21 protein-coding genes and 3 tRNA genes are annotated in these 24474 nt (G+C 36.9%); 12 read left to right on the top strand and 12 right to left on the bottom strand.

Annotated features, from left to right (window positions below; all coding sequences use genetic code 11):
* Positions 1–83 precede the first annotated feature (83 nt).
* On the top strand, positions 84–2210 hold the full coding sequence (locus SBO79_RS06885) for a S9 family peptidase (RefSeq protein ID WP_318643360.1): 2127 nt from the start codon (positions 84–86) through the stop codon (positions 2208–2210).
* Between the two features lie 225 nt (positions 2211–2435).
* On the opposite strand, the gene SBO79_RS06880 is transcribed toward SBO79_RS06885, so the two are convergent.
* Positions 2436–3698 (bottom strand): asparagine synthetase B, encoded by a 1263-nt coding sequence (locus tag SBO79_RS06880; RefSeq protein ID WP_318643359.1) that lies wholly within the window; start codon positions 3696–3698, stop codon positions 2436–2438.
* Between the two features lie 139 nt (positions 3699–3837).
* Here SBO79_RS06880 and SBO79_RS06875 point away from each other — a divergent pair, with 139 nt between their 5' ends.
* The gene (locus tag SBO79_RS06875) at positions 3838–4890 is read left to right on the top strand and encodes a YihY/virulence factor BrkB family protein (protein WP_318643357.1); all 1053 of its coding nucleotides are present in this window, start codon (positions 3838–3840) and stop codon (positions 4888–4890) included.
* A 458-nt stretch (positions 4891–5348) separates the two neighbouring features.
* On the opposite strand, the gene SBO79_RS06870 is transcribed toward SBO79_RS06875, so the two are convergent.
* The 9 genes from SBO79_RS06870 to tgt form a co-directional block, all read right to left on the bottom strand.
* On the bottom strand, positions 5349–5801 hold the full coding sequence (locus SBO79_RS06870) for a hypothetical protein (protein WP_318643355.1): 453 nt from the start codon (positions 5799–5801) through the stop codon (positions 5349–5351).
* A 669-nt stretch (positions 5802–6470) separates the two neighbouring features.
* On the bottom strand, positions 6471–7046 hold the full coding sequence (locus tag SBO79_RS06865; protein WP_318643353.1) for a hypothetical protein: 576 nt from the start codon (positions 7044–7046) through the stop codon (positions 6471–6473).
* Between the two features lie 655 nt (positions 7047–7701).
* Entirely contained in the window at positions 7702–8262 is a 561-nt protein-coding gene (locus SBO79_RS06860; RefSeq protein ID WP_318643351.1) for a hypothetical protein, read from the bottom strand.
* A 153-nt stretch (positions 8263–8415) separates the two neighbouring features.
* Positions 8416–8985: a hypothetical protein gene (locus SBO79_RS06855; protein ID WP_318643349.1), complete on the bottom strand. Its 570-nt coding sequence runs from the start codon at positions 8983–8985 to the stop codon at positions 8416–8418.
* A gap of 565 nt (positions 8986–9550) precedes the next feature.
* Positions 9551–11131 carry a replicative DNA helicase gene (dnaB, locus tag SBO79_RS06850; RefSeq protein ID WP_318643347.1) on the bottom strand — a complete coding sequence of 527 codons (1581 nt, stop codon included), beginning with the start codon at positions 11129–11131 and terminating at the stop codon, positions 9551–9553.
* A 140-nt stretch (positions 11132–11271) separates the two neighbouring features.
* A complete protein-coding gene (locus SBO79_RS06845) occupies positions 11272–12225 on the bottom strand; it encodes an acetyl-CoA carboxylase carboxyltransferase subunit alpha (RefSeq protein ID WP_318643346.1) in 954 nt (317 codons plus the stop codon).
* A gap of 95 nt (positions 12226–12320) precedes the next feature.
* A complete protein-coding gene (locus SBO79_RS06840) occupies positions 12321–13241 on the bottom strand; it encodes a DMT family transporter (RefSeq protein ID WP_318643344.1) in 921 nt (306 codons plus the stop codon).
* On the bottom strand, positions 13228–14304 hold the full coding sequence (locus SBO79_RS06835) for an LptF/LptG family permease (protein WP_318643342.1): 1077 nt from the start codon (positions 14302–14304) through the stop codon (positions 13228–13230). The genes SBO79_RS06840 and SBO79_RS06835 overlap by 14 nt, the downstream gene beginning before the upstream one ends.
* Positions 14305–14338: 34 nt before the next feature.
* Positions 14339–15469, bottom strand: a complete 1131-nt coding sequence (gene tgt, locus SBO79_RS06830) for a tRNA guanosine(34) transglycosylase Tgt (protein ID WP_318643340.1) — start codon at positions 15467–15469, stop codon at positions 14339–14341.
* A gap of 227 nt (positions 15470–15696) precedes the next feature.
* Between tgt and SBO79_RS06825 the strand changes: the two genes are divergently transcribed.
* Complete coding sequence (locus SBO79_RS06825) at positions 15697–16548, top strand: transketolase (protein ID WP_318643338.1); 852 nt, start codon at positions 15697–15699, stop codon at positions 16546–16548.
* A 350-nt stretch (positions 16549–16898) separates the two neighbouring features.
* Positions 16899–17852: a transketolase family protein gene (locus tag SBO79_RS06820; protein ID WP_318643336.1), complete on the top strand. Its 954-nt coding sequence runs from the start codon at positions 16899–16901 to the stop codon at positions 17850–17852.
* A 488-nt stretch (positions 17853–18340) separates the two neighbouring features.
* Here the strand turns inward: SBO79_RS06820 and SBO79_RS06815 are convergent, their stop codons facing one another.
* Positions 18341–19210, bottom strand: coding sequence for an FKBP-type peptidyl-prolyl cis-trans isomerase (locus SBO79_RS06815; protein ID WP_318643335.1), 870 nt, complete (start codon positions 19208–19210; stop codon positions 18341–18343).
* 79 nt (positions 19211–19289) lie between these two features.
* On the opposite strand from SBO79_RS06815, the gene SBO79_RS06810 reads away from it, so the two are divergent.
* Complete coding sequence (locus tag SBO79_RS06810) at positions 19290–19679, top strand: RNA-binding S4 domain-containing protein (RefSeq protein WP_318643334.1); 390 nt, start codon at positions 19290–19292, stop codon at positions 19677–19679.
* A gap of 26 nt (positions 19680–19705) precedes the next feature.
* The gene (locus SBO79_RS06805) at positions 19706–20206 is read left to right on the top strand and encodes a phosphoribosyltransferase family protein (RefSeq protein ID WP_318643333.1); all 501 of its coding nucleotides are present in this window, start codon (positions 19706–19708) and stop codon (positions 20204–20206) included.
* Here SBO79_RS06805 and SBO79_RS06800 read toward each other — a convergent pair.
* Positions 20195–20713 (bottom strand): shikimate kinase, encoded by a 519-nt coding sequence (locus tag SBO79_RS06800; RefSeq protein WP_318643331.1) that lies wholly within the window; start codon positions 20711–20713, stop codon positions 20195–20197. The two genes, SBO79_RS06805 and SBO79_RS06800, sit on opposite strands and share 12 nt — an antisense overlap.
* Positions 20714–20842: 129 nt before the next feature.
* Between SBO79_RS06800 and SBO79_RS06795 the strand changes: the two genes are divergently transcribed.
* The 6 genes from SBO79_RS06795 to SBO79_RS06770 all read left to right on the top strand — a co-directional run bounded on the left by SBO79_RS06795 (position 20843) and on the right by SBO79_RS06770 (position 24095).
* Positions 20843–20915: transfer RNA gene (locus SBO79_RS06795), tRNA-Lys, on the top strand.
* A gap of 117 nt (positions 20916–21032) precedes the next feature.
* Positions 21033–21105 (top strand) — tRNA-Lys (locus SBO79_RS06790).
* 42 nt (positions 21106–21147) lie between these two features.
* Positions 21148–21230 (top strand) — tRNA-Leu (locus SBO79_RS06785).
* A gap of 179 nt (positions 21231–21409) precedes the next feature.
* The gene (locus tag SBO79_RS06780; protein WP_318643329.1) at positions 21410–21802 is read left to right on the top strand and encodes a hypothetical protein; all 393 of its coding nucleotides are present in this window, start codon (positions 21410–21412) and stop codon (positions 21800–21802) included.
* A 79-nt stretch (positions 21803–21881) separates the two neighbouring features.
* The gene (locus SBO79_RS06775; protein WP_318643467.1) at positions 21882–22877 is read left to right on the top strand and encodes a DnaJ domain-containing protein; all 996 of its coding nucleotides are present in this window, start codon (positions 21882–21884) and stop codon (positions 22875–22877) included.
* 606 nt (positions 22878–23483) lie between these two features.
* Positions 23484–24095: an alpha-ketoglutarate-dependent dioxygenase AlkB family protein gene (locus tag SBO79_RS06770; RefSeq protein ID WP_318643327.1), complete on the top strand. Its 612-nt coding sequence runs from the start codon at positions 23484–23486 to the stop codon at positions 24093–24095.
* Positions 24096–24474: the final 379 nt, after the last annotated feature.

Here is a 24474-nt window from a genome sequence, read left to right as displayed (position 1 = left end):
CCTTAATAGGATGCCAATATAGATTAATACTCTTCTTATTGGCATCCTTTTTTTATATTTGTCACAAATCAACATATTTAATCATGAACAAACACTTATTACTAGCACTAAGTTTTTTTATCACTTGCTCTGTTGCGGGTCAGACAAAAACTATTTCGCTAGAAGATGCTGTAATGCAGCAGGGCCGAAAGTTTAGAGCTGACAAAATGCTAGGATTCCAATGGATTCCTAAAACAAACAAATACTTTTATTTTGAAGATTCGGGGCGTAAACTAGTCTCAGCTTCCGCAAATAGTTCAAATACAGTAGAAGTTGTAACGCTTGCAAATTTCAATAAAGCGCTCGGTACTGAATTATATTCATTTTTTGGAATAGAATACAAAAACGAGGACACTATCATAATAAATAATGGAGATGCGATTTATGAATATTCTATCTCAAATAAAAAAGGAACAAAAATAGCAACACTGCCTGCAGAAGCTGCAAACAGTACTTTTGATGATAGCAAAGCTCATGTTGCATATACTCTTAAAAACAATCTTTTTATCCTTACAAATTCTGGAAAAACCATTGCAATTACCAACAATGAAAACAAAGACATTGTTTCTGGCGATGTATTTGCCCGTAGTGAGTTTGGAATTTCGAAAGGGATTTTTTGGTCTCCAAAATCTTCCGCGATTGCTTTTTATCAGAAAGATGAGTCAGAAGTTGCCGATTACCCACTTTTAGATATTACAGAAACTCCTGGTAAACTGATCAATCTCAAATATCCAATGACGGGTCAGAAGAGCGAAAAGCCTAAAGTTGGAATTTACAATATCGCCAGCGGAAAGACAGTTTTTATTTCGCCGCAAGGCAAATCCGATGATTATCTAACCAACCTTACTTGGACTCCTGACGACAAATATGTACTGATTGCAGAAGTAAATCGCGGTCAGAACGATATGCATCTAAATCTCTATGATGCAACTACAGGTGCATTTGTACGAACACTAATTCGCGAGCAGGCAACCACCTGGGTTGAGCCGGAGCACGATGCATTTTTTCCTAGCAAGTCATCAAACAGTTTTGTTTGGATAAGCGAGAAAGATGGATTTGACAATCTTTATTACTACACAATTGAAGGGAAATTGATCAAAAAATTAACTTCAAATAAATTTCCTGCAACTGCAATTATTGGTGTTGCTAACAATGAAATTTACTTTAATGCAACGGGCAGTAATGCGATGAATAATCTCGTATATAAAGTAAATTTAAAAGGGAAGCAATCTTTGGTTACCAAAAACGAAGGCGTTCATAGTTTTGCCATTAGCGAAGACGGTAAACATTTCTTTGACGAATATTCAAATAGCACTACTCCATCCAAATCAATTATGATGGACAGTAAAGGAAATGAAACCGTTATAATGACCAGTGAAAATAAATACAAGGACTATGTCATTGGAACATCTGACATTAAAATCTTAAAGGCCAACGACGGTAAGACTGACCTATACACACGTATGATCAAGCCTAGCAATTTTGATGCTTCCAAAAAATATCCGGTTTTAGTTTACGTTTACGGAGGACCTCACGCGCAGATGAACACAAATTCGTACCTCGATGGCGCAAGTCTTTGGATGTATTGGATGGCTGAGCAAGGCTACATCGTTTTCACTTTAGACAATCGCGGATCTGCAAATCGTGGGAAGCAATTTGAAGAAGTTATTCACCGCAATTTGGGACAGATTGAAATGGCCGATCAATTGACTGGTGTTGAATACTTAAAATCTTTACCATATATTGATGGCAATCGTTTGGCTGTACACGGCTGGAGTTATGGTGGTTTTATGACAAATTCAATGATGCTGCAACATCCTGGAGTCTTTAAAGTAGGTGTTGCCGGCGGTCCTGTGACTGATTGGAAGTACTACGAAATCATGTACGGTGAGCGTTATATGGATACGCCGGAGGAAAATCCAGAAGGTTTTGATAAGGCGAGCACAATGAATTACGTAAAAAATCTTGAAGGAAAATTGCTTCTAATCCACGGTAGCATTGACGATGTGGTAGTTATGCAACATAATTTGTCGCTAATCAAAAAATTTATTGAAGCTGAAAAGCAAGTTGATTTTTTTGTATATCCAATGCACAAGCACAATGTTTCGGGCAAAGACCGAGTGCATTTAATGCGAAAAGTTTTGGATTATGTAATAGACAATAATAAATAGGATCTTTTTTTTAAGGACGTATTTGCTTCGCCAGTTCGCTTCGCTCGGGTCCTGCTGTCCACTGTATCTTTCCTGCCCAAAAAGAGGGGCAGGAAAGGATGCCGTTCCCATCAGGCGTAAAAAAAAACTACGGTAACATTCGTGTTGCCGTAGTTTTTTACTTTTAAGATGTCTGTTGCCTTAAGTATCGTCAAAAGAGATTTCGTAGGTAATAGAGATATTATTTTAGGTTTTCTGCTTCTTCTTTTTCGCGGCGGGAAATAAGATATTATTCAAAATAAGCCTATAGCCGGGTGAATTTGGATGCAAATCCAGTAATGTCGGTTCGTCTCCCACTCTATGCTGATAATCTTCCGGATCGTGACCGCCATAAAAAGTAAACATTCCTTTTCCCTTTTGTCCGTGAATATATCTTGCTTCACCATTTATCTGATTATCTCCCAAAACCAAAATATTTGATTTAATTAAATTTCTGTCAAATGACGTGGTTTGCCCCATAAATCCTTTTACCAATTGGGTATGATTCTGACATAGCATTGATGGCACTGGATCCCATTTGGCCGAAAACTCCATCAAACTGAAATAGTCTTTGTCCATCGGAATCTTTCTTTTTTCGGTCATATCAATATCCGAAAATTCGTATTTCTCTGGCCTTCTTTCCAGAATATAATCTTTGAAAGCAAAGGTTTGTTTGTAATCTATTTTCGACTGATAATTTGCCTCGCTTGGATCTCCATCGAACATTGGTTCGCAGATATCAACACCTTCTGCTGAAAGCGCAATGTCAAAACTATCTGTTGCCGAGCACATTGCAAAGAGAAAACCGCCGCCCACCACAAAATCACGAATTTTTTTGGCCACAGCTAATTTCTGATTAGAAACTTTATTGTAACCCATTGTAGTTGCCGCTTCTTCGGCAGCTCGTTTTTGTTCTATATACCAAGGAGCATGTCTGTAAGCGCCAAAAAACTTTCCATATTGGCCGGTAAAATCCTCGTGATGCAAATGCAACCAATCATAAAGTAAAAGCTGATCGGACAAAACTTCGGTATCGTAAATTTTGGTAAAGGGTATTTCAGCGTATGTTAACACTAGTGTAACCGCATCATCCCAAGGCATTTTCCCACTAGGAGTATATACTGCAACTTTGGGCGCTTTCTCCAATGCGACACTTTCCATGTTTTGAGATGGACTCGCTATCTCGTTCAAGATGGTTTGAGTCTGACCGTCAGACAAAATTTCAAAACTTACGCCACGTATTTGGCATTCTCGACGAATTTCTGCCGCATCACTTATCAGGAATGATCCACCCCGATAATTAAGGAGCCAATTTACTTTATACTGCTTATCAATCGCCCAGTAGGTGATTCCGTAGGCTTTTAGGTGATTTTGTTGGGTTGTATCGTCCATGGGCACTAAAATAAAAGAAGCCTTTGCGACAAATCCGGATAGCAAAAAAACAAAAATCAGTAATCTAGTTCTAAACATATTACAAAATATTTTACTTCAAAGATACTTGAAAAGTTGTATTAAGACTTCCTCAATATCCGTTAAATATAATCAAAAGAATACCTATAAATTATCAATTTATACATACTTTTAAGGTGTTGACAAATTTTTGTATTTTATGAAGAAGATTTTTACTAAAGACAATTTTATGAGATGGAAAGAAATTTTTAAGGACACTTTTACTGGATTTCTAGAGGATAAAGGACTTAAATTAAGTGCGTCACTTTCTTATTATACACTATTTTCGATTGCACCATTGTTACTACTTATCATTTCGGTTGCAGGAATATTCCTTGGCGCCGATGCAGCACAGGGAAAGCTTTTTTCTGAAATAAATGGACTTCTAGGAGATGAGGCTGCGGCGCAGGTGCAGGAGGTTATAGCAAATCTTCGGCTGAATGGCAAAAGCACCAAAGCAGTAATTATCGGATCTGTAACTTTGCTAATCGGAGCAACAACAGTTTTTGGAGAGATTCAAGACTCCATTAATATGATTTGGAGAGTAAAAGCCAAGCCAAAAAGAGGATGGGTAAAAATGATTAAGGATCGCTTGATGTCATCTTCTCTTATTGTTGTTTTAGGGTTTCTGCTACTAGTGACACTTCTTGTCAATGGTATTTTAAGTGGATTGGGAGATTATTTGCGAATCTACATTCCATATATCACCTTAGTTGTCTTTAATGTTTTGAATGTTGTTATTGGTTTTGGAGTAATCGCTATTTTATTTGGAACTATTTTTAAAGTTCTTCCAGATGCTAAAATAGCCTGGAAAGATGTGCGGGTGGGTGCATTTTTTACCGCTATATTATTTATGTTAGGTCGCTACGGAATTAGCTTTTATATAGAAACAGCAGGAACTGCTTCACTTTATGGTGCAGCCGGATCTATAATAATTATACTTCTTTGGGTATATTATACTGCCGCAATTTTATATTTAGGTGCCGAATTTACCCGAGCTTATGCAGACCATTCGGGAATTAAAATTATTCCTGCAGAATATGCAGTGTTTGTAAAACAAACCGAAGTAGAACTAGAAGGAGAGTGTATAGAATTAGGAACAAAAGAGAAAATTGCCGCTGAATGTGACGATGCAGCAGAAGCAAAAGCAGTTGATCCAAATGATGATATTGCTGCTGAGTGCGAAGGAAATGAGGTAACGAAAAAAGATTAAAGATTTTTGCAGTATACAATACAAGCGTGATATTCAGAAATGAGTGTCGCGCTTTTTGAGTTTAAGTATCAGAATATTCAAAAAAAGTTAGCGTTACTAAAAATAATAGAACCATCCTTACAATTTCCGATAATTCCTTTTTTCTAGACAAGTTTAAATTTGCTTCCATTATTATGGGCTTTCGCCAAATATATTCAGGCCGCTCAAGATTTATATGGCGCGGGGTTTTGATTTGTCTTCGGTTGAAGCACCACGGGCGAATTGTGAAATTCAGTATTTAAGCAAGGATCTGTTATATTAGAGCGCTACGGCGGTCTAATGGTTCCATCCATTCCTGCACAACATCCAACTTCTAGCAGTTTGGCTGTTCAATAAAGGCTTCATTGCTTCGCCAGTTCGCAAAAGCTCGGGTGTTGGCGCTTCACGCCCACGAAGTCTTTGGCTGTTGTAGGCTGTTTTTATTCGATAATTTTCTTGTCAGCAATATTTACATCAAAAAAAGGATTTCTAAATTCTTTGGCTGTTTTATTAAGAATCATTGGTTTAAAGTAAAAGTTATTTTCTCCTTTTTTTGCTGTAAATTCATATTTATATCCACCTCCGATAACTTCTGATAAAGTATCTGGTTTCAAATTTGAATTTTGACGAAATAAAATTTTGTCGTAGTTATTATATGCTACAAAATATAACTCTCCTTCGTATTTTTGACCAACTTTCATTGGTTTATTTTCGTTCACAATATGCTTAACAAAAGCACGATCAAAGATAAATTTTGTTTTTAAAGTGTCTAAAACAATTTTTAAACTATCATTTTTCATATTTAATTTAGTAATTTCCTCCTTTAAAATACTTTCATTATTGGTACAATTTAAAAATATTAAAGGAAGAAGTAACAGTAATTTATTCTTCATAATTTGAAATTTATAATTTTATTCTTTAGTTCTCTAAAATAGCCTATAACCGAGTCACACAAGGAATTTCACCCCTACGTTCTCACGGAACCGTACGTGAAAGTCTCCCTTCATACGGCTCTTCATATTAATAAATCACACGAAATTTAATTCTATTTATTAATATACCAACAACCAATGTGCAAATAACAAAGGTTTTTCTTGATACCTTCTTTATAAATATCGAACTGAAGCCTTATTATACAGATCTTTCTCCCATTTTACCCATTTCAGCAATCGTTATTGAGCTGATTCCACACTAATCAACTTATTAACACCGGAGGTCCGCCTGCTTGGCAACTTGGCAGTAGCCAAAAAAACGGCAACCCAACAAAGTTAATTTGGTACGGGTACCGGCAGGTATGCAACAAAGTGAAAGGGATACACTCAAAAACCCTCGATTATTTTTACTCCATAAAAAAAGAGGACTTCTAATCCTCTCGATCCCGATCGCTATCGGGACTCATAACTCTTTAACGACAACTCCATAGGAATGGAATCTCAACCGGTTCTCCCGATATGAATCGGGACAAGCTGTTCAACAAAGGCTTCATTGCTTCGCCAGTTCGCAAAAGCTCGGGTGTTGGCTTTTCAAGCTCAACGAAGCCTTAGCTGTTAGCAGCCGTTTTTCTATCTGTTTGTCTCAATGTAATCTCTGATTTTAGTGTCCAAGTTTTCTTTTATCCATTCTCCATATGCTTTTTCTTCTTTATCCCTGTCAAACTTTTCACTTTTATAACCGCTTTTGTCGACCCACTCGTTCCAAGGCGAACCAATATTAAAAGTGTCTTTTGAAATTTTTAAATCATAAAGTCCAAAATAGTAACCACCTCTTGAGAAAACTAAATGTCTGTTATTAATTATTTCAATTTTTGGGTCTGATGTAAAAAGTCCAGCTTCGTCATAATTTTCCAATATTATTCGTTCCCTAAACCACTCTATTTTTTCTTGATTCACGTCATAATTTATTCCTTCACTTGGAGTCCATTTTATGTATACATCTTCAGGCCTGATGTTTTTTTCTAGTCTAACGACTGTATACCCTGGGTCTCCAATACCAACTCCATCAAGGTATAAAGCATAATTAAAATTTCCTGTGTCAACTTCTAACTTACTATGATAATCAATAAAGTTCGTTTCGCACCCAAAAATGAAGGTTGATAAAAATATAATTAGCGAAAAATTTATTATCCTGTTAATTGTCATATTTTGGTGTCTGTGGGTTGTCCTTAAATGGCTGCTAATCGAGTCACGCAAGGGAATTTCACCCCTACGTTCTCACGGAACCGTACGTGAAAGTCTCCCTTCATACGGCTCTTCATATTAATAAATCACATTAAAATTAATTCTATTTATGGATATACCAACAACCAATGTGCAAATAACCAAGGTTTTTCTTCAAACCTTGTTTTTAAATAGCGAACTGAAGCCTTTTTATACAAATCCTTTTCCCATTTTACCCATTTCAGCAATCGTGCATTGAGCTGATTCCACACCATTCTAATTTTTGACACCCGAGGTCCGCCTGCTTGGTATCTTGGCAGTAGCCAAAAAACGGCAACCCAACAAAGTTAATTTGGTACGGGTACCGGCAGGTATGCAACAAAGTGAAGGGAAACACTCAAAGACTCTCGATCATTTTACTCCATAAAAAAAGAGGACTTCTAATCCTCTTGATCCCGATCGCTATCGGGACTTATAACTCTTTTACGATAACTCCATAGGGATGGAATCTCAACCGGTTCTCCCGATAAGAATTGGGACAAGTTGTTCAACAAAGGCTTCATTGCTTCGCCAGTTCGCAAAAGCTCGGGTGTTGGCTTTTCAAGCCCAACGAAGCCTTAGCTGTTAGCAGTTGTACTTATTTTTCTAATATATATTTTTCAAACTCCGAAAATTCTGCATTATACATTTCTGTTTTTGGAGGATATGAATGTCCGTATAATCCAATATAAAGAGGTATTGGTTTAATTGTTTCTTTTCCAATACTTTCTGTTTTCAATTCTATTAGTTTTAATTTTTCTCTATCAACTGAGATACTAAAATCAGACCAACCAAATTCATAAGTTGAATTACATTTTTTACATTCCCATTTTTCATTCGTAACTTCATCTTTTAGATTACTTTGCGTTACATTGAAATTCTTTTTACTTAATCCTATTAGAATTTCTGTTTCCCAACATTTAAATGAATTTCCACTTTCGCTACAATCAATTTGAACTAATTGTCTGAATCTAGGGTAAGCACATTGGCATAATTTGGAATCATAAATTTTAAACGCAGATTTTAAAATATCAAATAATTGAGTATGCTTCCTTTCGAATAATACATTTCGATCTTTGATTTCCTCTTCTGTAAAATATTTTTTTGGTTTTATATTACACATTAATAACTTTATAAATATTCTTAAAAATTTCGTCATTTTTCGGCTGTGGTATAACTGCTAACGTTCTCGCGCCTTGCACCGTTTGCGACTTACGAAGACGATTATTTTCGGCTAAACGAAAATACGATAAAAAACGATAATTCCACTAAATTCGCAAATGGCGCAAGACGTGTGTTACCCAACGTTTTTTTATTCAACAATCGTAAATCGCGTTTCTTGATTAAAATCGTCTACAATTTTTAAAATTCCTTTTTCTTTAGAATAGAATAAAATATCAGGAAAAGACCTCAAAAGGTAGGCATTCGAATATTCAATACCTTCAACATCAATAGTTGTAAAGAACTCATCATGATAATCAAAAGAATAATTGATGTTTCCAAAACAATTTCCGAGAAATGCTTTAAGTTCAAAACCTCCATCTCTATTCGCTTCGACCGCTACGATTCCATCATAACAATTCGTATCATCAGTAAAAGTATATTCACCACGTTCAATGTAAACATCTGCACGTGGTCCTAAATAAACAAACGATGATTCATTTGGTCCATCTTCATAATGTCTAATTTCTTTGGATGTTATTTTCAAAGTTATAATTTCGTTAGTTTCCAAATTTTTTAGTTTGAATGTATCATTAATTTCAAATAGTAAAAAATCTTTAGCATCGTCACTTAAATCATAATAAAGATCATCTGGTTTACACGATTGTAGGTTTATTAAAACTAGAAAAAAAAATCCGAAATATTTAAATTTTACTTTCATTTCGATGGTTTTTAAATGTTGGGTAACTTTTTCATATGCCTAACAAAGTCAGATATAATTACTTAAATCTGGATGTATATGCCTTACGATTATCATATAATTATAACAGTACCAAGATATGCAAAAATCAAGTTGCAAATTTTTAAAATATAAAATTCTACAATAAACAAACCTTGCAGGAAATCAAAACTTTTCTGCTAGAATGATTTTTTCCTCAGTTAAAATTACTATTTGTCAGGTAATTTTTTACAACGTCAGGCAAACCTTGAGTTCTTAACTTTGCGCTCTTTGCTGTAAAAAATCTTTGCTTATAAAGCATTGAATTTAATCGAATAATTCTTTTCACCAATAAACTACCTCATCTCAATGTTACCATAGGTCTGCGTGAGGGATTGCAGCGGCATCCTTTTGCTTACCACGGTCATTCTCGTTTTGCGAAATATTTCTAAGCAAAAGATATAGCGGAAAGCCCGGCCCAAAGGGGCACGCCCAAAAAAATATAATTATTATCAAAAAAAGCCACCTCTTTCGAGATAGCTTTTATATATGTATAGTATGCGAACATTTAGAACGGAACGTCGCTATCGTCATTTTCCAAAGTAGACATGCTACTGCCAAAAGCCTCGCTATTTGCACTACTACCGAAAGCCTCATTGGCCGTGGGCAACGCTTTTACAGAAAAAGGGTTGTCATCGTGGTTCATTTTTGAGGGTAAATCGTCATAGCTTCCGCTGTAATCTTCGAGATTATCGAACTTACCGAGATTTCCGATAAATTTCAATCGGATATTTTCTAAACTACCATTACGGTGTTTGGCGATGATAAATTCGGCTTGACCTTGTGTAGGCGACGCATCTTCGTCATCCCACTCATCAATCTTGTAATACTCTGGTCTATAGATAAAGGATACAATATCCGCATCCTGCTCGATAGCTCCTGACTCCCTCAAATCTGAAAGAAGAGGTCGCTTACTACCCGAAGCTCTATTTTCTACCTGACGCGAGAGTTGTGAAAGAGCGATTACGGGAATATTTAATTCCTTGGCAAGAGCTTTTAAGTTTCGAGAGATTGTAGAAATTTCCTGCTCTCTATTTCCTCCGCCTTTGCCATTACTACCACCAGCGGTCATTAACTGGAGGTAATCGACTATAATTAACTTTATGCCGTGCTGAGATGAGAGACGACGTGCTTTTGCCCGAAGGTCAAAAATAGAAAGTGAAGGTGTGTCATCAATAAATAAAGGTGCTTTTTCAAGATCTTTTACCTTGATACTTAATTGCTCCCATTCGTGTTTCTCCAATTTTCCGGTACGAAGTTTTTCTGATGACAATCCAGTTTCTGACGAAATAAGACGTGTAATAAGTTGTACTGATGCCATCTCAAGTGAGAATAATGCTACAGGATGACCAAAGTCAATTGCAACATTGCGCGCCATTGACAGTACAAAAGCGGTCTTACCCATACCCGGACGTGCGGCGATGATGATTAAATCACTCGGCTGCCATCCTGATGTAAGTTTGTCAAGTTTTGTAAATCCGGTCGCAACTCCACTCATTCCTTCCTTACCAGCAATCTCCTGAATACGGAGTTTAGCTTGGTTAACCAGACTTTGTGCGGTTTCTGAACTCTTCTTAAGATTCCCTTGAGTAACTTCGTATAGCTTTGATTCGGCTTTGTCAAGCAAATCAAAAACATCAGTTGAATCTTCGTAAGATTCTTCGATAATTTCTGAAGAGATTCGGATTAAACTGCGCTGAATAAATTTTTGAAGGATTATCCTTGCGTGAAATTCAACGTGGGCAGAAGAGGATATCTTTTGAGTGAGCTGAATTAGGTAGAAATCACCTCCTGCTTGCTCTAATTTTCCATTTTTTCTTAACTGAGCCGAAACGGTTAATAAGTCGACTGGCTGAGTATCTGTAAAGAGTTGAGTAATAGCCTCAAAGATATATTTATGACCCTCTTTGTAGAAGGCATCGGCGGTAAGAATATCGATTACGTTATCGGTACCTTTTTTTTCAATCATCATCGCACCTAGCACAGCCTCTTCTAAATCAAGGGCTTGCGGTGGGAGTTTGCCTTTTTCAAGACTTATAATAGTTGAACGATCAACTTTTACGGGATTGATATTTTTGAAGTTTTCCATAGTACGAAAGTAGGCATAAAATAAAAATTAGAGCCTGATAGTTATCATTTTGAACTGTTGATAATTTACGATTTTTTGTTGATAAAGCAAAAAAAATCCGAAACCAAAGGCGTCGGATTATTTTAACATAAGTGGTGGGTCTAATCTCTATACTCACCCATTTTGCTGTATTTTGTCATCCTTTTGTTGACTAAATCTTTTGTTGATAAGTCTTTTAGCTGATCGTATGCTTTCAAAATATATTTTTCTGTAGTTGCATATGTCGTTTCTCTATCATAGTGAGCTCCACCTAATGGTTCTGGAATGATTTCGTCGACTAGCTTTTGCTTCTTCATATCGGTTGAAGTTAACTTCAGTGCATCTGCTGCACGTTCTTTATAATCCCAACTCTTCCAAAGAATAGACGAACATGATTCGGGTGATATTACAGAATACCAAGTGTTTTCGAGCATAAATACTTTATCCCCTACTCCAATACCCAATGCTCCCCCAGATGCACCTTCACCAATAATAATGGTAATGATAGGCACTTTTAAACCCATCATTTCAAAAATATTGCGAGCAATTGCTTCTCCTTGTCCACGTTCTTCAGCTTCAAGACCAGGATAAGCTCCAGGAGTATCGATTAAAGTTAATACAGGGATATTAAATTTCTCAGCCATCTTCATCAAACGAAGTGCTTTACGGTATCCTTCTGGATTTGCCATACCAAAATTACGGTGCTGACGCGTCTTTGTATTATGACCTTTCTGCTGACCGATAATCATAAAAGATTGGTCGCCAATTTTGCCAAGTCCACCCACCATCGCCTTATCATCTTTAAAGTTTCTGTCTCCAAAAAGTTCTAAAAAAGTATCTCCGCAAAATGCTTTAATATAATCTAAGGTGTACGGTCTACTTGGGTGACGCGACAATTGCACACGCTGCCAAGCAGTTAGGTTTTTGTATATATTCTTTTTCGTTTCTTCCAGCTTTTTCTCAATCTGCTTGCAGGTGTTTGTAACATCTACATCGGATTCGCTACCAATGATTTCGCATTTGCTCAATTGGTCTTGCAATTCTTTTACAGGAAGCTCAAAATCTAAATATTCCATAGTATCTGTGCAGTTTAAAAAATTTTGTTCAGAAGGCAAAGATAAAATTTATAATCATCTATTAATCTAAATCTTCGTCTTTACTTAAATTTTATTTAATTGATAGGCCCATTCGGGAATGATGCGGTGGATTGCAGTTTCTTTTCAGCTCTATTTTTCACAATTCCGTTGAGGATTACGGTAATCAAAATCACCACCGACCCTATATAAAAAGGTATACTCATTTGTTCGCTTTCCCCAATTATAAAGAAGGCTAGAAAAATTCCATAAACCGGTTCGAGATTAGTAGTAAGCATTACGGTATAGGGCGACAATTCTCTCATTACCGCAACGGCAGCTGTGAAAGCGTAGGCAGTACAGATAGAAGAAAGAATTATAATATAAAACCAGTCTTTGGCACCAACATCAAAAAACCCTGTCACAAATTTTCCAGCAACTAATAGGTAGATTGTTACAAAGGCAAATCCTGCAAAAAACTCATAAGTAGCAATTACCACTGAGTCGTGTTTTTTGATAAGTTTACCATTAAAGAGCGTAAAAATAACCCCTACTAATACTGAAAATAGTGCGGTGAGAATTCCTTCAAGGAAGTGAATTTCTACTTGCATTATTACAAAAAGTCCGCAGATAATTACCAGTCCAAAAAGTACTTCATACCACAACATCCTACGTTTGTATACTATTGGCTCTAAAATCGAAGCAAAAAAAGCGCCCATCGAGAACATTGCTAGTGTTATTGAAACGTTGGAAATATTGATTGCTCGAAAGAAGAAAATCCAATGTATAGCAATCAGAAAACCGACGAAAATAATTTTTGCAGCTTCCTTCATTGGTAATTTCAGTGGTTTCTTAACTATAATTGCGTAGATAAGTAAAAAAACGCCCGCCAGTCCCATGCGGTACCAAACAAGAGCCGCTTCGCGCACTGTAATTAATTCGCCTAATACAGCGGTAAATCCCCAAATAAAAACAATAAGATGAAGAAGTAAATAACTTTTAAGATTACTTTTTGGCATTGCGTAGTAAGATAATAGCTAGAATTCCGAAGACAAAATTAGGAATCCAGACTGCGATGATTGGAGGAAAAGTAGATTTTTCGGCAAGAGTACCGAAGATTTTATCAAAAAATATGAATGCAAAAGCCAGCAAGATTCCAACCGCCAGATTTGCTCCCATCCCGCCACGCCTTTTCATAGATGAAACTGCTACGGCAATAATTGTTAATATAAAGGCAGATACGGGAATGCTATATTTTTTATACAATACCACCAAATACACATTAATATTTTTGCTTCCTCGCTCCCTTTCTTTGGCAATAAATTTATTTAGATCGCCCAAAGTCAACGTTTCGGCAACATAGTAAACTGGGGTAAGATCTTCAAGATCAAATGTGAAAGTCGTGTCCATTTTTACGCCAGATTCAATCTTATCTCCTAATTCTCCTACAATCCTTTTGTTGTAATTAAACATTGTAAAAGTGCTGTCTTTTGGATGCCAAACAAGCCGCCCAGCAGAAATCTTTGTTTTCAATTTCTCTCCTTCAAACTGTTCATAAGAAAAGTTGATCGCGACTTTTGTTTCTTGATTGAAATTTCCTACATATAAAAATTCTGAATCACTGACCTGTTTAAACACATTGCTATCGTCTCGAGTATTGGAATTTTTATTTAAATAGGCATAGCGGAAAGAGTTGAAACCTGCACTAGCCTTTGGCACAATAAAAAATCCCATAATTAATGCAAATACCGAAACAATCGTTGCCCCGATAATATAAGGTCTTAAAAACCTCGTAAAAGAGATTCCCGAACTCAAGATTGCAATAATCTCTGTGTTGTTGGCAAGCTTTGAGGTAAACCAAATTACAGATAGAAATAAGAAGATCGGAAAAAGTATGTTGGCAAAGTAGATTGTAAAATCTAAGTAGTACTGTGCAATTTCTACAAAAGGCACTTTATTTTCCAGCATTCTATTAACCTTTTCAGATACGTCGATGACGATCCCAATAGGAATAAACATCAGCAACATCACAGAGAAAGTCGCCAAATACCTTTTAAGAATATACCAATCTATTATTTTCATTCTAAAATAAAGTTATGCAAGATGAAAATTTATCTTATAAACGTTGTCCCATTTGTTGAACCATTTTATTTTTCCAAGCGGTAAAATCACCAGCAATAATTCGCCTTCTTGCTTCGCGCACTAACCACATATAAAATCCAAGGTTGTGAATTGTCGCAATTTGTTTACCAAGATATTCATTTGCAGCGAATAAGTGACGCACATACGCTTTAGTATATTCGGTATCTACAAACGTGTGCCCCATTTCGTCAAGGGGCGAAAAATCAGCTTCCCACTTTTTATTTTTGATATTAATGGTTCCGTTTGCGGTAAAAAGCATTCCGTTACGTGCATTTCGTGTTGGCATAACGCAGTCAAACATATCGATTCCGAGGGCGATATTTTCCAGAATGTTGATTGGCGTACCAACGCCCATCAAATATCTAGGTTTGTCTTCTGGAAGAATTTCGCAAACCACTTCGGTCATTGCATACATTTCCTCTGCTGGCTCTCCTACAGAAAGTCCGCCGATAGCATTTCCTTGCTGATTTGAATTCGCAATATATTCAGCAGATTGTCTTCGTAAATCTTTATAAGTACTTCCTTGAACAATTGGAAAAAAAGTTTGTTCGTAACCGTATTTAAATGGAAGATTGTCAACATGTTTAATACATCTGTCCAACCATCTATGCGTCATGTGCATACTGCGCTTAGCATAATTAAAGTCGCAAGGATAAGGAGTACACTCATCAAAAGCCATAATAATATCAGCACCAATCGTGCGCTGAATTTCCATTACGTTTTCGGGAGTAAAAAAGTGGTAAGATCCATCGATATGCGATTTAAATTTTACACCTTCTTCTTTAATTTTCCTGTTTGCCGAGAGAGAATAAACTTGGTATCCTCCGCTATCGGTCAAGATATTGCTATCCCAATTCATAAATTTATGCAAACCTCCAGCTTTTTCTAGAATTTCGGTCTGTGGACGAAGGTATAAATGGTAGGTATTTCCAAGAATAATATCTGGTTTTATATCTTCCTTTAGTTCACGCTGATGTACTCCTTTTACAGAGGCAACAGTTCCAACAGGCATAAAAATAGGGGTTTCGATAACACCGTGATCGGTGGTAATTTTTCCAGCACGTGCCTTTGAGGCAGCATCTTTTTGAATCAGGTCAAACTTCATAGTAACATTTTTCTGGCGGCAAAGATAAAAGATTTAGATTTCAAGAATTGACTATTGCACTTATATTTAACCAAGGATTGTCAAATAGTAGTAGTTAACAGAGTTATTTTAAGCAAAAGCTGAAAATTATTACTGAGTTCTAATTATTGCGCTATGATAAAGTTGAAATAAAGGATATTCTAAAAACTGTTTTTTATCTTTGCGGCAGTTTAACTTTACAAAACAAGATGAAACTCAACACACAACAACTACAAGACTTGACTGTACAAGTCAGAAGAGACATTTTAAGAATGGTGCACGCCGTAAACTCTGGGCATCCTGGAGGATCACTAGGTTGTGCCGAATTTTTGGTTTGTTTGTATCAAAATTTAATGGAGCGCAAAGATACTTTTGAAATGGACGGAATTGGCGAAGACTTATTCTTCTTATCAAACGGTCATATTTCACCAGTTTTCTATAGCGTTTTAGCACGTAGCGGCTATTTTCCAGTAGAAGAATTAAAGACTTTTAGAAAATTAAATTCTCGTTTGCAAGGACACCCAACTACTCACGAAGGTTTACCAGGAGTGCGTATTGCCTCTGGATCTTTGGGTCAGGGAATGTCAGTTGGAATAGGCGCTGCGCAAGCAAAGAAACTCAACAGCGACAATCATATTGTTTACACACTTCACGGAGATGGCGAATTGCAAGAAGGTCAAAATTGGGAAGCAATTATGTACGCATCCGCGAAAAAAGTAGACAACCTAATTTCGACAATTGACCTTAACGGAAAGCAGATTGATGGATCTACAGACGAAGTACTTCCAATGGGAAGTATTCGTGCGAAGTTTGAAGCTTTTGGTTGGGATGTTTTGGATATTGAAAAAGGAAATGACATCGATGCTGTTTTATCTGGAATGAAGGATGCGAAGTCAAGAACTGGAAAAGGAAAACCGGTTTGCGTCTTGCTACACACAGAAATGGGTAACGGAGTAGACTTTATGATGTACACTCACGCTTGGCACGGAAAAGCTCCGAGTAACGATCAGTTGGAGCTTGCTTTACAGCAGAATATATTAGAGGAACTGAGCGATTATTAGTCCCCACCCAATCCCGAATCCCCACCCAACCTCCCTCCCCACCTAGCCTCCCCAAAGGGGAGGAACAGCTACAAAGGAGGCGCAGCAGCACTGGATGAAACTGGATGAGTAGGAATACGAGGATTAGGGATTAGTAATTGGAGATTGGGAAAAGGCAAAAACTTACGAACAATAAAAAGATTCTTAATTCTAAAGTCTTTAATTAGAACATAAAATATCAAGATAGAATTCTATTTAATATTAATTGTAGAGATAAATATATAAGAGGTGAAGTTGTTATTACTTCAAATCTTTCGATTTTTCAATCTTTAAATCTTTAAATTTTATTTCATCTCTCAATTTAGAAAAAAATGAAAACATATAAAAATACAGGTAGTAAAGACACTAGATCAGGATTTGGTGCTGGACTAACAGAACTTGGACAGAAGAACGAAAATGTGGTGGCGCTTTGTGCGGACCTTATTGGTTCTTTGAAAATGGATGACTTTAAAAAGAATCATCCGGAGCGATTTTTCCAAATTGGAATTGCTGAAGCAAATATGATTGGAATCGCGGCAGGTCTTACAATTGGAGGTAAAATTCCATTTACAGGAACTTTTGCCAACTTTAGTACAGGAAGAGTTTACGATCAGATTCGTCAATCTGTGGCTTATTCGGATAAGAATGTAAAAATCTGTGCGTCTCACGCGGGACTTACTCTTGGTGAAGATGGAGCAACTCACCAAATTTTGGAAGACATTGGACTTATGAAAATGTTGCCAGGAATGACGGTAATCAATACTTGCGATTACAATCAGACGAAAGCGGCGACAATCGCAATTGCTGATCATCACGGACCAGTTTACCTACGTTTTGGACGTCCGGTAGTGCCTAACTTTATGCCTGCTGACGAAGAGTTCGTTATCGGAAAAGCGATTATGCTAAGCGAGGGAAAAGATGTTACGATCGTAGCAACTGGACACTTGGTATGGGAAGCACTGATTGCTGCGGAGAAATTGGAAGCAGAAGGAATTTCGGCGGAAGTAATTAATATCCACACAATTAAACCTTTGGACGAAGAAGCAATTTTGAAATCTTTGGCTAAAACCAAATGCATCGTTACTGCCGAAGAGCATAATATCCTTGGTGGCCTTGGCGAAAGCGTTGCTAGAGTATTGTCATTAAATCATCCTGCACCACAGGAATTTGTTGCGGTAAATGATAGCTTTGGCGAAAGTGGAACTCCAGAAGAATTGATGGATAAATATAAATTGAACAACGAAGCGATTGTAGCTGCAGCTAAAAAAGTAGTGGCAAGAAAGTAGATTTTAGTTTTCAGTTGAAAATATAAAAGCCCAAAGGATTTTAAATTCTTTGGGCTTTTTTTGTTTGATGGAATTTACGAGAAATTATTGTAGCGAGGCTTCGACGGCTTCGACAAGCTCAGCCACCGAGATTAAGCCATAGAGAAAATAGCCAGCGAGAACTCGGGCGACTCATTTAGGTAATGTGGCGTCGACGGCTTCGACAAGCTCAGTCACCGAATCCGCAGAAGTTGAATTATCTTAGAAACTAGTTTGATAATTTCAATATCTAATTTACCGATGTGCCCTAGCCCCGATTGTCGTGGAAATCCTGCAAGTGGCAAATGACATTGGGCACTGGGCTGCAAGAGCGACCAAAGGAAGCTCCTTGCGGCTCATTGTGCACAAGGAATTTGTGCTTGCAGATTGTAGCAGAAAGCGGGATTAGCTCCTAAAAAAAAATCCCGTTACCTATGAAGATAACGGGATTGCATATTTTTCTAAAAATCTTAGTGACAGGTTGGATCTAGGTGCTTAGAAATAGTTCCACCAGGACATGTTGGGAAAGTAATTACACCATTCTCACGAATTTCGAACTTGGTTAAGTAACCATCGCCATCATCATCTACATCTCTATAATTTGGTGTCCCATCGCCGTCTGTATCATAGAGCTCAGGATCATCACCGGGATTTGCAACCTCATCTTTGGATAATATTCCGTCGCCGTCATGATCTGTATATCTTAATTCCATCAATTTGAAAGAGAAAATTAGAGGCGAATACAAAGGAATTGAACCTGACTGAGATGTAGAACCATAATATCCTAAGGCAGATGGTAAAAACATTACTCCAGCGCCAAAATCTGTAAAACTTGTAGGATTTGATTGATCTCCGCTATTATCATAGAAACCAGTTTTGAACATTGGAACTATTTCTGGCCAGCCTTTTACAACTTTATCAAGCTCGAACCAAATAGGAGTCTGCGCTTGGTCAAAACTAGTACCACTCAATAATTCACCTTTGTAAGTCACATAAACTGAGTCAAGCTTTGTTGGTTGTCTATTGGCGCCTTCGCGAAAATTTATGTAGTATACTTTGTAATCGATTGTTCCCTGAGTAACCGTTTTAAACTGCAGAGGAAAATCGCTTTGCTGCCTAATAGAAGGTTGAGCAGATGCATCAATTTTGGCGAAAGTAACATCCAATTCTGGCGTTACAGTCATATAATGAGTATCGATAAATTTGTTGATAGAATCTAGATCTGCAGTGTACTGAAGAGCATAATCTCTAAGAGGAACCGTTTCAATTTTATCGTTTTTGGAACAAGAGGCAATGGCAACTGCCAATAGCAAGAAAAGTAATTTAGAAAAATTCTTCATTCTTAAAGTAAATTTAAGTGCGCAAGATACAATATTGGTTTATTTTTGTAAATACTTTAACGCTCAATTTAGAAAACAAATGAGGATTGATAAATATTTATGGTGTGTGCGCTACTACAAAACTAGGAGTATGGTGACCGAGGCGTGCAAGAAAAACCATATTACGGTGAATGGTCAGGTTGCGAAACCATCTAAAGAAGTATTCCCGACCGATAAAATTACGTTTCGCAAAGACCAAATAACTCGTATTATTACGGTACTTGATATACCCGAAAGCAGGCTGGGCGCGAAACTTGTGGATATGTATCGCAAGGACGAAACGCCGGCAGAGTCTTTTGAGCACTTAGAATTACTGAAGCTCAGCAAACAGCATTATCGCAAGAATGGCGAAGGGCGACCAACCAAAAAAGACCGCCGTGATCTTGAGGATTATGGTGAGGAAAACAGTGAAAACACAAGCGAAGAATAAAATTTTTAAGATCAAACATTTATATAATGACAAAAAATATCATCCTGACTCATCAGGAAATCGAACATAAAGCTAGAAGAATGGCTTATCAGATTTACGAGACCTTTGATGAGGAGACGGAAATTGTAATTGCTGGAATTTCAAAAAGTGGTTATGTATTTGCACAAATGCTAGCAGATAAATTGATAAGTATATCGGATATCAATGTAATAATCTGCGAAGTCGAGATTGACAAGCAAAACCCCTCCGCTCCTATTACCACTTCATTAAAACCCGAGGATTACACCAATAAGGGACTTGTTTTGGTGGATGATGTCCTGAATTCGGGAGCAACATTGGTTTATGGCGTTCGTCATTTTCTGGATGTACCATTAAAGAAGTTTAAAACCGCAGTGCTAGTAGATCGCAACCACAAAAATTTCCCGGTGAAAGCTGATTTTAAAGGTATTTCGCTGAGTACTTCTCTAATGGAACATGTGCAGGTGGTTTTTGAAAAGGAAGGAAATTACGCGTATCTAACGGTGTAAATTGGCGATTTCAGTTACTATAGCATCGACCGACTTTTCATCTACATTAATAGTATGTGTTGCATGGGTATAGAAGTAGCTTCTCTCAAAAAGATGTTTGGCGATAAATTCTGATAGCTCATCGTCGGGCTGATTGGCAAGAAGTGGTCTAGAATCCTTTTGGTCTTTAAGGCGATCTGTAAGAGTCTCAATGGAAGCTTTGAGGTAAATAGATGTAATGTTGTCTCCTTGTAGCAGTAAATGGTTGTTTGCATAGCAGGGAGTACCTCCACCTAGACTTAGCACAAATGATTCTTCATTTTGGATTAGTTCTTTGAGATATTGATGTTCTAATTTTCGGAATTTGATTTCTTTATTGCTTTCAAAAAGTTTTTTGATTGAGATATTTTCGGTTTGCTCGATATATTGGTCAAGATCGATGGCGGGCAAGTTAAGCGAAAGGGCAAGTTTTTGTGCGATTGTCGACTTTCCGGAGCCCATATATCCTAGAAGAATAATTTTGTTCATTAAATAAATACTTAGCAGTGAGGGTGTTAAAAATAGTTTTGAAAAAAAGACAAATTTAAAGCTATTTTGCTTTGAAACATTAATAAAAGAGCCTTATATTTGCACCCGCATTGAAACAATAAAAACAATGACTCGATAGCTCAGTTGGTAGAGCACATCACTTTTAATGATGGGGTCCTGGGTTCGAGCCCCAGTCGGGTCACAATTTGTTGATAATACTTCTGGGCGAGAAGTTTATTCCGATGCCGCGAGGCAATATCGGGAAGCCCCAGTAGGGTCACAATGAAAGTTTTTATTTTTTTTTATTTTTTTAATGCGAGACTCGATAGCTCAGTTGGTAGAGCACATCACTTTTAATGATGGGGTCCTGGGTTCGAGCCCCAGTCGGGTCACAGAAATAGAGACGTTGCATTGCAACGTCTTTGTTATTTTTAGGCCACGTGGAGAAACGGTAGACTTGCCAGCTTGAGGGGCTGGTGCTCGCAAGGGCGTGTGGGTTCAAATCCCACCGTGGTCACGAATAAATAGAATGCCGCAATAAAATTGTGAAGCTCGCTTCAACTATTTTATTGCGGCATTCTATTTTCAAAGCGGAGCTTTGTTGGGATGCGCGAAGCGAATCCCAGCGTGACCATAGATTATTTGCTTGCTTCGAGGTCAGAGATCATCGAATAGTAAAAATGTCCAAAAGCAAAAATGTTGAAACGAAATAGTGAAGCTTGCCTTCACTATTTTATTGTGCCATTTGATTTATCTAAAGCGGAACTATTTGCTTCGAGGTCAGAGACCATCGAAGAGCGAGAACATCGAAAAGCAAAAATGTCGAAACGAATTAGTGAAGGTCGCTTCCATTATTTTATTGTGCCATTTGATTTATCTAAAGCGGAACTTCGTTGGGAAATGCTATTTGCTTCGAGGGCAGTGATCATCGAAGAGCGAGACTATCGAAAAGCAAAAATGTTTAAACGAAAGAGTGACGCTTGCTTTCACTATTTTAGTGTGCCATTTGATTGTTATACACCACTTTTATTATTGGGAAAATTTGTTACTTCTAAGGTAGAATTCTCAATAAGAGTTGAAAAAATCTAACTGCCTCAAAAGGATATTTTTGCTTTATAGAAAAACTAAATTTTTTCCCTACTTTTAACTCCCAAAACCATAATCCTCCATTCTCATCCAGAAGTATTACACTATATTAGGAATATCGACTTCGGCATCTGTTGCTGAGATTAAAAAAGCCTATCGGAGCAAGGCCAAGATGATGCATCCTGATGTGAATAAAAGTGCCGATGCGCACGAGCAATTCGTATTGCTCAATGAAGCATATGAGTACCTCATCAATGTAGATTCGTCTGGGAGTACTTCTACGCAGAGCGGCTCGACAAACTATCAGTGGACGGAAGAAGATTGGCAGCAGCAACAGCGCGCGAATGCCAAAGAACGCGCTCGGGAATATGCACGAATGCGCTATGAGGAATTTTTGAAGAGCGATCAATACAAAGATCAAATGGTCGTAGACACTGTGGTGATTCATCTAAGTGTTGTATTTTCGTTACTACTTTTAACTGTTTTCCCAATTGTTTTATATTCGCTCGTAGGAGTAGAATCTATAATAGGATATGTATTTGTCAATTTGATTATGTTTCCTTTGCATCTGCAAGCTTACAGAAGTCTAACACTTTTAGATCAGAATAAATTCCTACATTCAATGGGGAAACTTTTCTTATTTCGAAGGTTTCAGATCGTGGTTTTGATTATTCTAAATTTTATGATGTTTTTTCAAGTGGTGATACACACGCTTGTAACTATATCTTTTGTCTTTTCGGCTTATGCCATTGCTGTTTTACTGTTTCAGATTATTGCTCGAAATAGAAAGGATAAGAATTTTTTAAGCTTTGGAGTTGGTACGACATTTGTGAGTTTCCTCTTTCTTGTCAATTTCGTTTTTTCATCTAATCCAACTACAGAAAATTTTAAAATAATTTCGAATGGCTATACCGATAATACTTCGATAATAGCTTTAGAAAACCATCAACTTGCTGAATATCCCGGCGTGCGATTATTCTTTGATTATTATGAAGTAAGATATGCCAACGAAGTTCAATACACTTTTGAATATGGTTTGTTGGGCTTAATGGTGATGAAGGACTACGAGATGCTGTAAAATTTAACCTAAATAACTCTTTTAGGTTATACCGTAATTATATTAAATGTTTCAAGTAATCTGTAAGAAATTGAAAGTACCTCTTGTTTAATTTTGTCTAAATCTTTTACATTAATCGTCAAGGATTTTTAACTACAAATAAAAACTAAGATGAACAGAATTATATACAGCGCTTTTTTATTTATTGCAATATTGCTTTTTCTACTTGCTTAAATAATAGATTGATACCATACTAATTGCGAATAAATCTCTATTGTGTGTTTTTAATGGACCTTAAGATTATACTAAAGAAAATGCCAATTGGTCTACTCGCGAAATACTGTACTTAGGTGTTTTATTTTCTACCATCGTTCGCAGTTAATAGATGCGAAAACAGAGTTTTTATGAGAAATCTAGTATAATAATACTACCCATTCATCAGCATTATATTGAATTCTAAAAATTTCATAGATTCTTAGCCGTGAGATGCGCAATTTGGTCTCGTACCATTGACCATCAATAAACATCCATTCTTCATAATTTATTTTTAACAAAACTTTGAAATTGCATTGTTACCTTTATAATTAGGTTTACAAACATAATTTCTATTCGTTAAAACTTTTCACCATGCTACTATTTGAGGAAACATATGATTCTAATAAAAATTACTTGCCTCATGGTGGAACGGTGAACTTCTACGGTAAAATTTTCAATCAGCAGTCTGCAGACTTTTATTATGGCGCTTTGTTGGAAACAATTCGGTGGCAAAATGACGAAGCTTTGATTTTTGGCAAAAAAATAATCACTAAGCGCAAAGTTGCTTGGTATGGTGACGAAGCCTTTAGTTACACTTACTCTAACAACACAAAAACTGCATTGCCGTGGACTGATGAACTTGTAACTATCAAGCAGATAGTTGAAGAAAAATCTGGAGAAACCTTTAATTCTTGCTTGCTAAATTTATATCATTCTGGCGAAGAAGGTATGGCCTGGCACAGCGATGCAGAAAAAGATCTTGCTAAGGAAGGCGCAATCGCTTCGGTTAGTTTTGGCGCTGAGCGCAAATTTTGCTTTAAGCATAAAGAAAGTTCTGAAAAGATTGAATTGCTTTTGCCTCACGGAAGTCTTCTTATTATGAAAGGTGAAACTCAAAAAAACTGGCTACATCGTCTTCCTCCAACCAAGAAAATCTCTAATAGCAGAGTAAATCTGACCTTTAGAACAATCGTTGGAAAATAAAATATTTGTCCGCCTCCCTTAAGTTCCCTGCAACAACTTTGGAATAAATTTCAATAAATACAACTTCTTTTATAATGAGATTTTGGTAATCATCGACGGAGACTTTGCGAGAAGGATGGTAGCGTAAATCCTTTGTTGTGGCTTTGCGGAGCAAAAGCTACAACAAAGATTGGGAGTGGACAGCCTGACCTTTTGCCTAATCAATCATTCTTATGTAACGTATTTAAGACAATTGTGCCTGACAGCGATTAACCTCTTGGCAAAAGGGCTCGCCCAAAAAAAAGCGAAACATCTTATCTACCACTTAATTAGTAGGAACGGTTGTAAGCAAAAAGGACTTCTACTACAGAAGTCCCCGATTATTTAAATGTAATATATC

It is taken from the genome of Flavobacterium ardleyense (assembly GCF_033547075.1).
GTDB lineage: Bacteria > Bacteroidota > Bacteroidia > Flavobacteriales > Flavobacteriaceae > Flavobacterium > Flavobacterium ardleyense_A.
This window is presented reverse-complemented; position numbering and strand designations above follow the sequence as displayed.

Coding starts and splice junctions, on each gene's coding strand:
- SBO79_RS06860 (WP_318643351.1), bottom strand. CDS start 8,262: ATGACGAAATTTTTAAGAATATTTATAAAGTTATTAATGTGTAATATA.
- SBO79_RS06880 (WP_318643359.1), bottom strand. CDS start 3,698: ATGTTTAGAACTAGATTACTGATTTTTGTTTTTTTGCTATCCGGATTT.
- dnaB (WP_318643347.1), bottom strand. CDS start 11,131: ATGGAAAACTTCAAAAATATCAATCCCGTAAAAGTTGATCGTTCAACT.
- SBO79_RS06840 (WP_318643344.1), bottom strand. CDS start 13,241: ATGCCAAAAAGTAATCTTAAAAGTTATTTACTTCTTCATCTTATTGTT.
- SBO79_RS06855 (WP_318643349.1), bottom strand. CDS start 8,985: ATGAAAGTAAAATTTAAATATTTCGGATTTTTTTTTCTAGTTTTAATA.
- tgt (WP_318643340.1), bottom strand. CDS start 15,469: ATGAAGTTTGACCTGATTCAAAAAGATGCTGCCTCAAAGGCACGTGCT.
- SBO79_RS06820 (WP_318643336.1), top strand. CDS start 16,899: ATGAAAACATATAAAAATACAGGTAGTAAAGACACTAGATCAGGATTT.
- SBO79_RS06825 (WP_318643338.1), top strand. CDS start 15,697: ATGAAACTCAACACACAACAACTACAAGACTTGACTGTACAAGTCAGA.
- SBO79_RS06770 (WP_318643327.1), top strand. CDS start 23,484: ATGCTACTATTTGAGGAAACATATGATTCTAATAAAAATTACTTGCCT.
- SBO79_RS06800 (WP_318643331.1), bottom strand. CDS start 20,713: ATGAACAAAATTATTCTTCTAGGATATATGGGCTCCGGAAAGTCGACA.
- SBO79_RS06885 (WP_318643360.1), top strand. CDS start 84: ATGAACAAACACTTATTACTAGCACTAAGTTTTTTTATCACTTGCTCT.
- SBO79_RS06780 (WP_318643329.1), top strand. CDS start 21,410: ATGTTGAAACGAAATAGTGAAGCTTGCCTTCACTATTTTATTGTGCCA.
- SBO79_RS06815 (WP_318643335.1), bottom strand. CDS start 19,210: ATGAAGAATTTTTCTAAATTACTTTTCTTGCTATTGGCAGTTGCCATT.
- SBO79_RS06865 (WP_318643353.1), bottom strand. CDS start 7,046: ATGACAATTAACAGGATAATAAATTTTTCGCTAATTATATTTTTATCA.
- SBO79_RS06845 (WP_318643346.1), bottom strand. CDS start 12,225: ATGGAATATTTAGATTTTGAGCTTCCTGTAAAAGAATTGCAAGACCAA.
- SBO79_RS06835 (WP_318643342.1), bottom strand. CDS start 14,304: ATGAAAATAATAGATTGGTATATTCTTAAAAGGTATTTGGCGACTTTC.
- SBO79_RS06805 (WP_318643333.1), top strand. CDS start 19,706: ATGACAAAAAATATCATCCTGACTCATCAGGAAATCGAACATAAAGCT.
- SBO79_RS06810 (WP_318643334.1), top strand. CDS start 19,290: ATGAGGATTGATAAATATTTATGGTGTGTGCGCTACTACAAAACTAGG.
- SBO79_RS06875 (WP_318643357.1), top strand. CDS start 3,838: ATGAAGAAGATTTTTACTAAAGACAATTTTATGAGATGGAAAGAAATT.
- SBO79_RS06870 (WP_318643355.1), bottom strand. CDS start 5,801: ATGAAGAATAAATTACTGTTACTTCTTCCTTTAATATTTTTAAATTGT.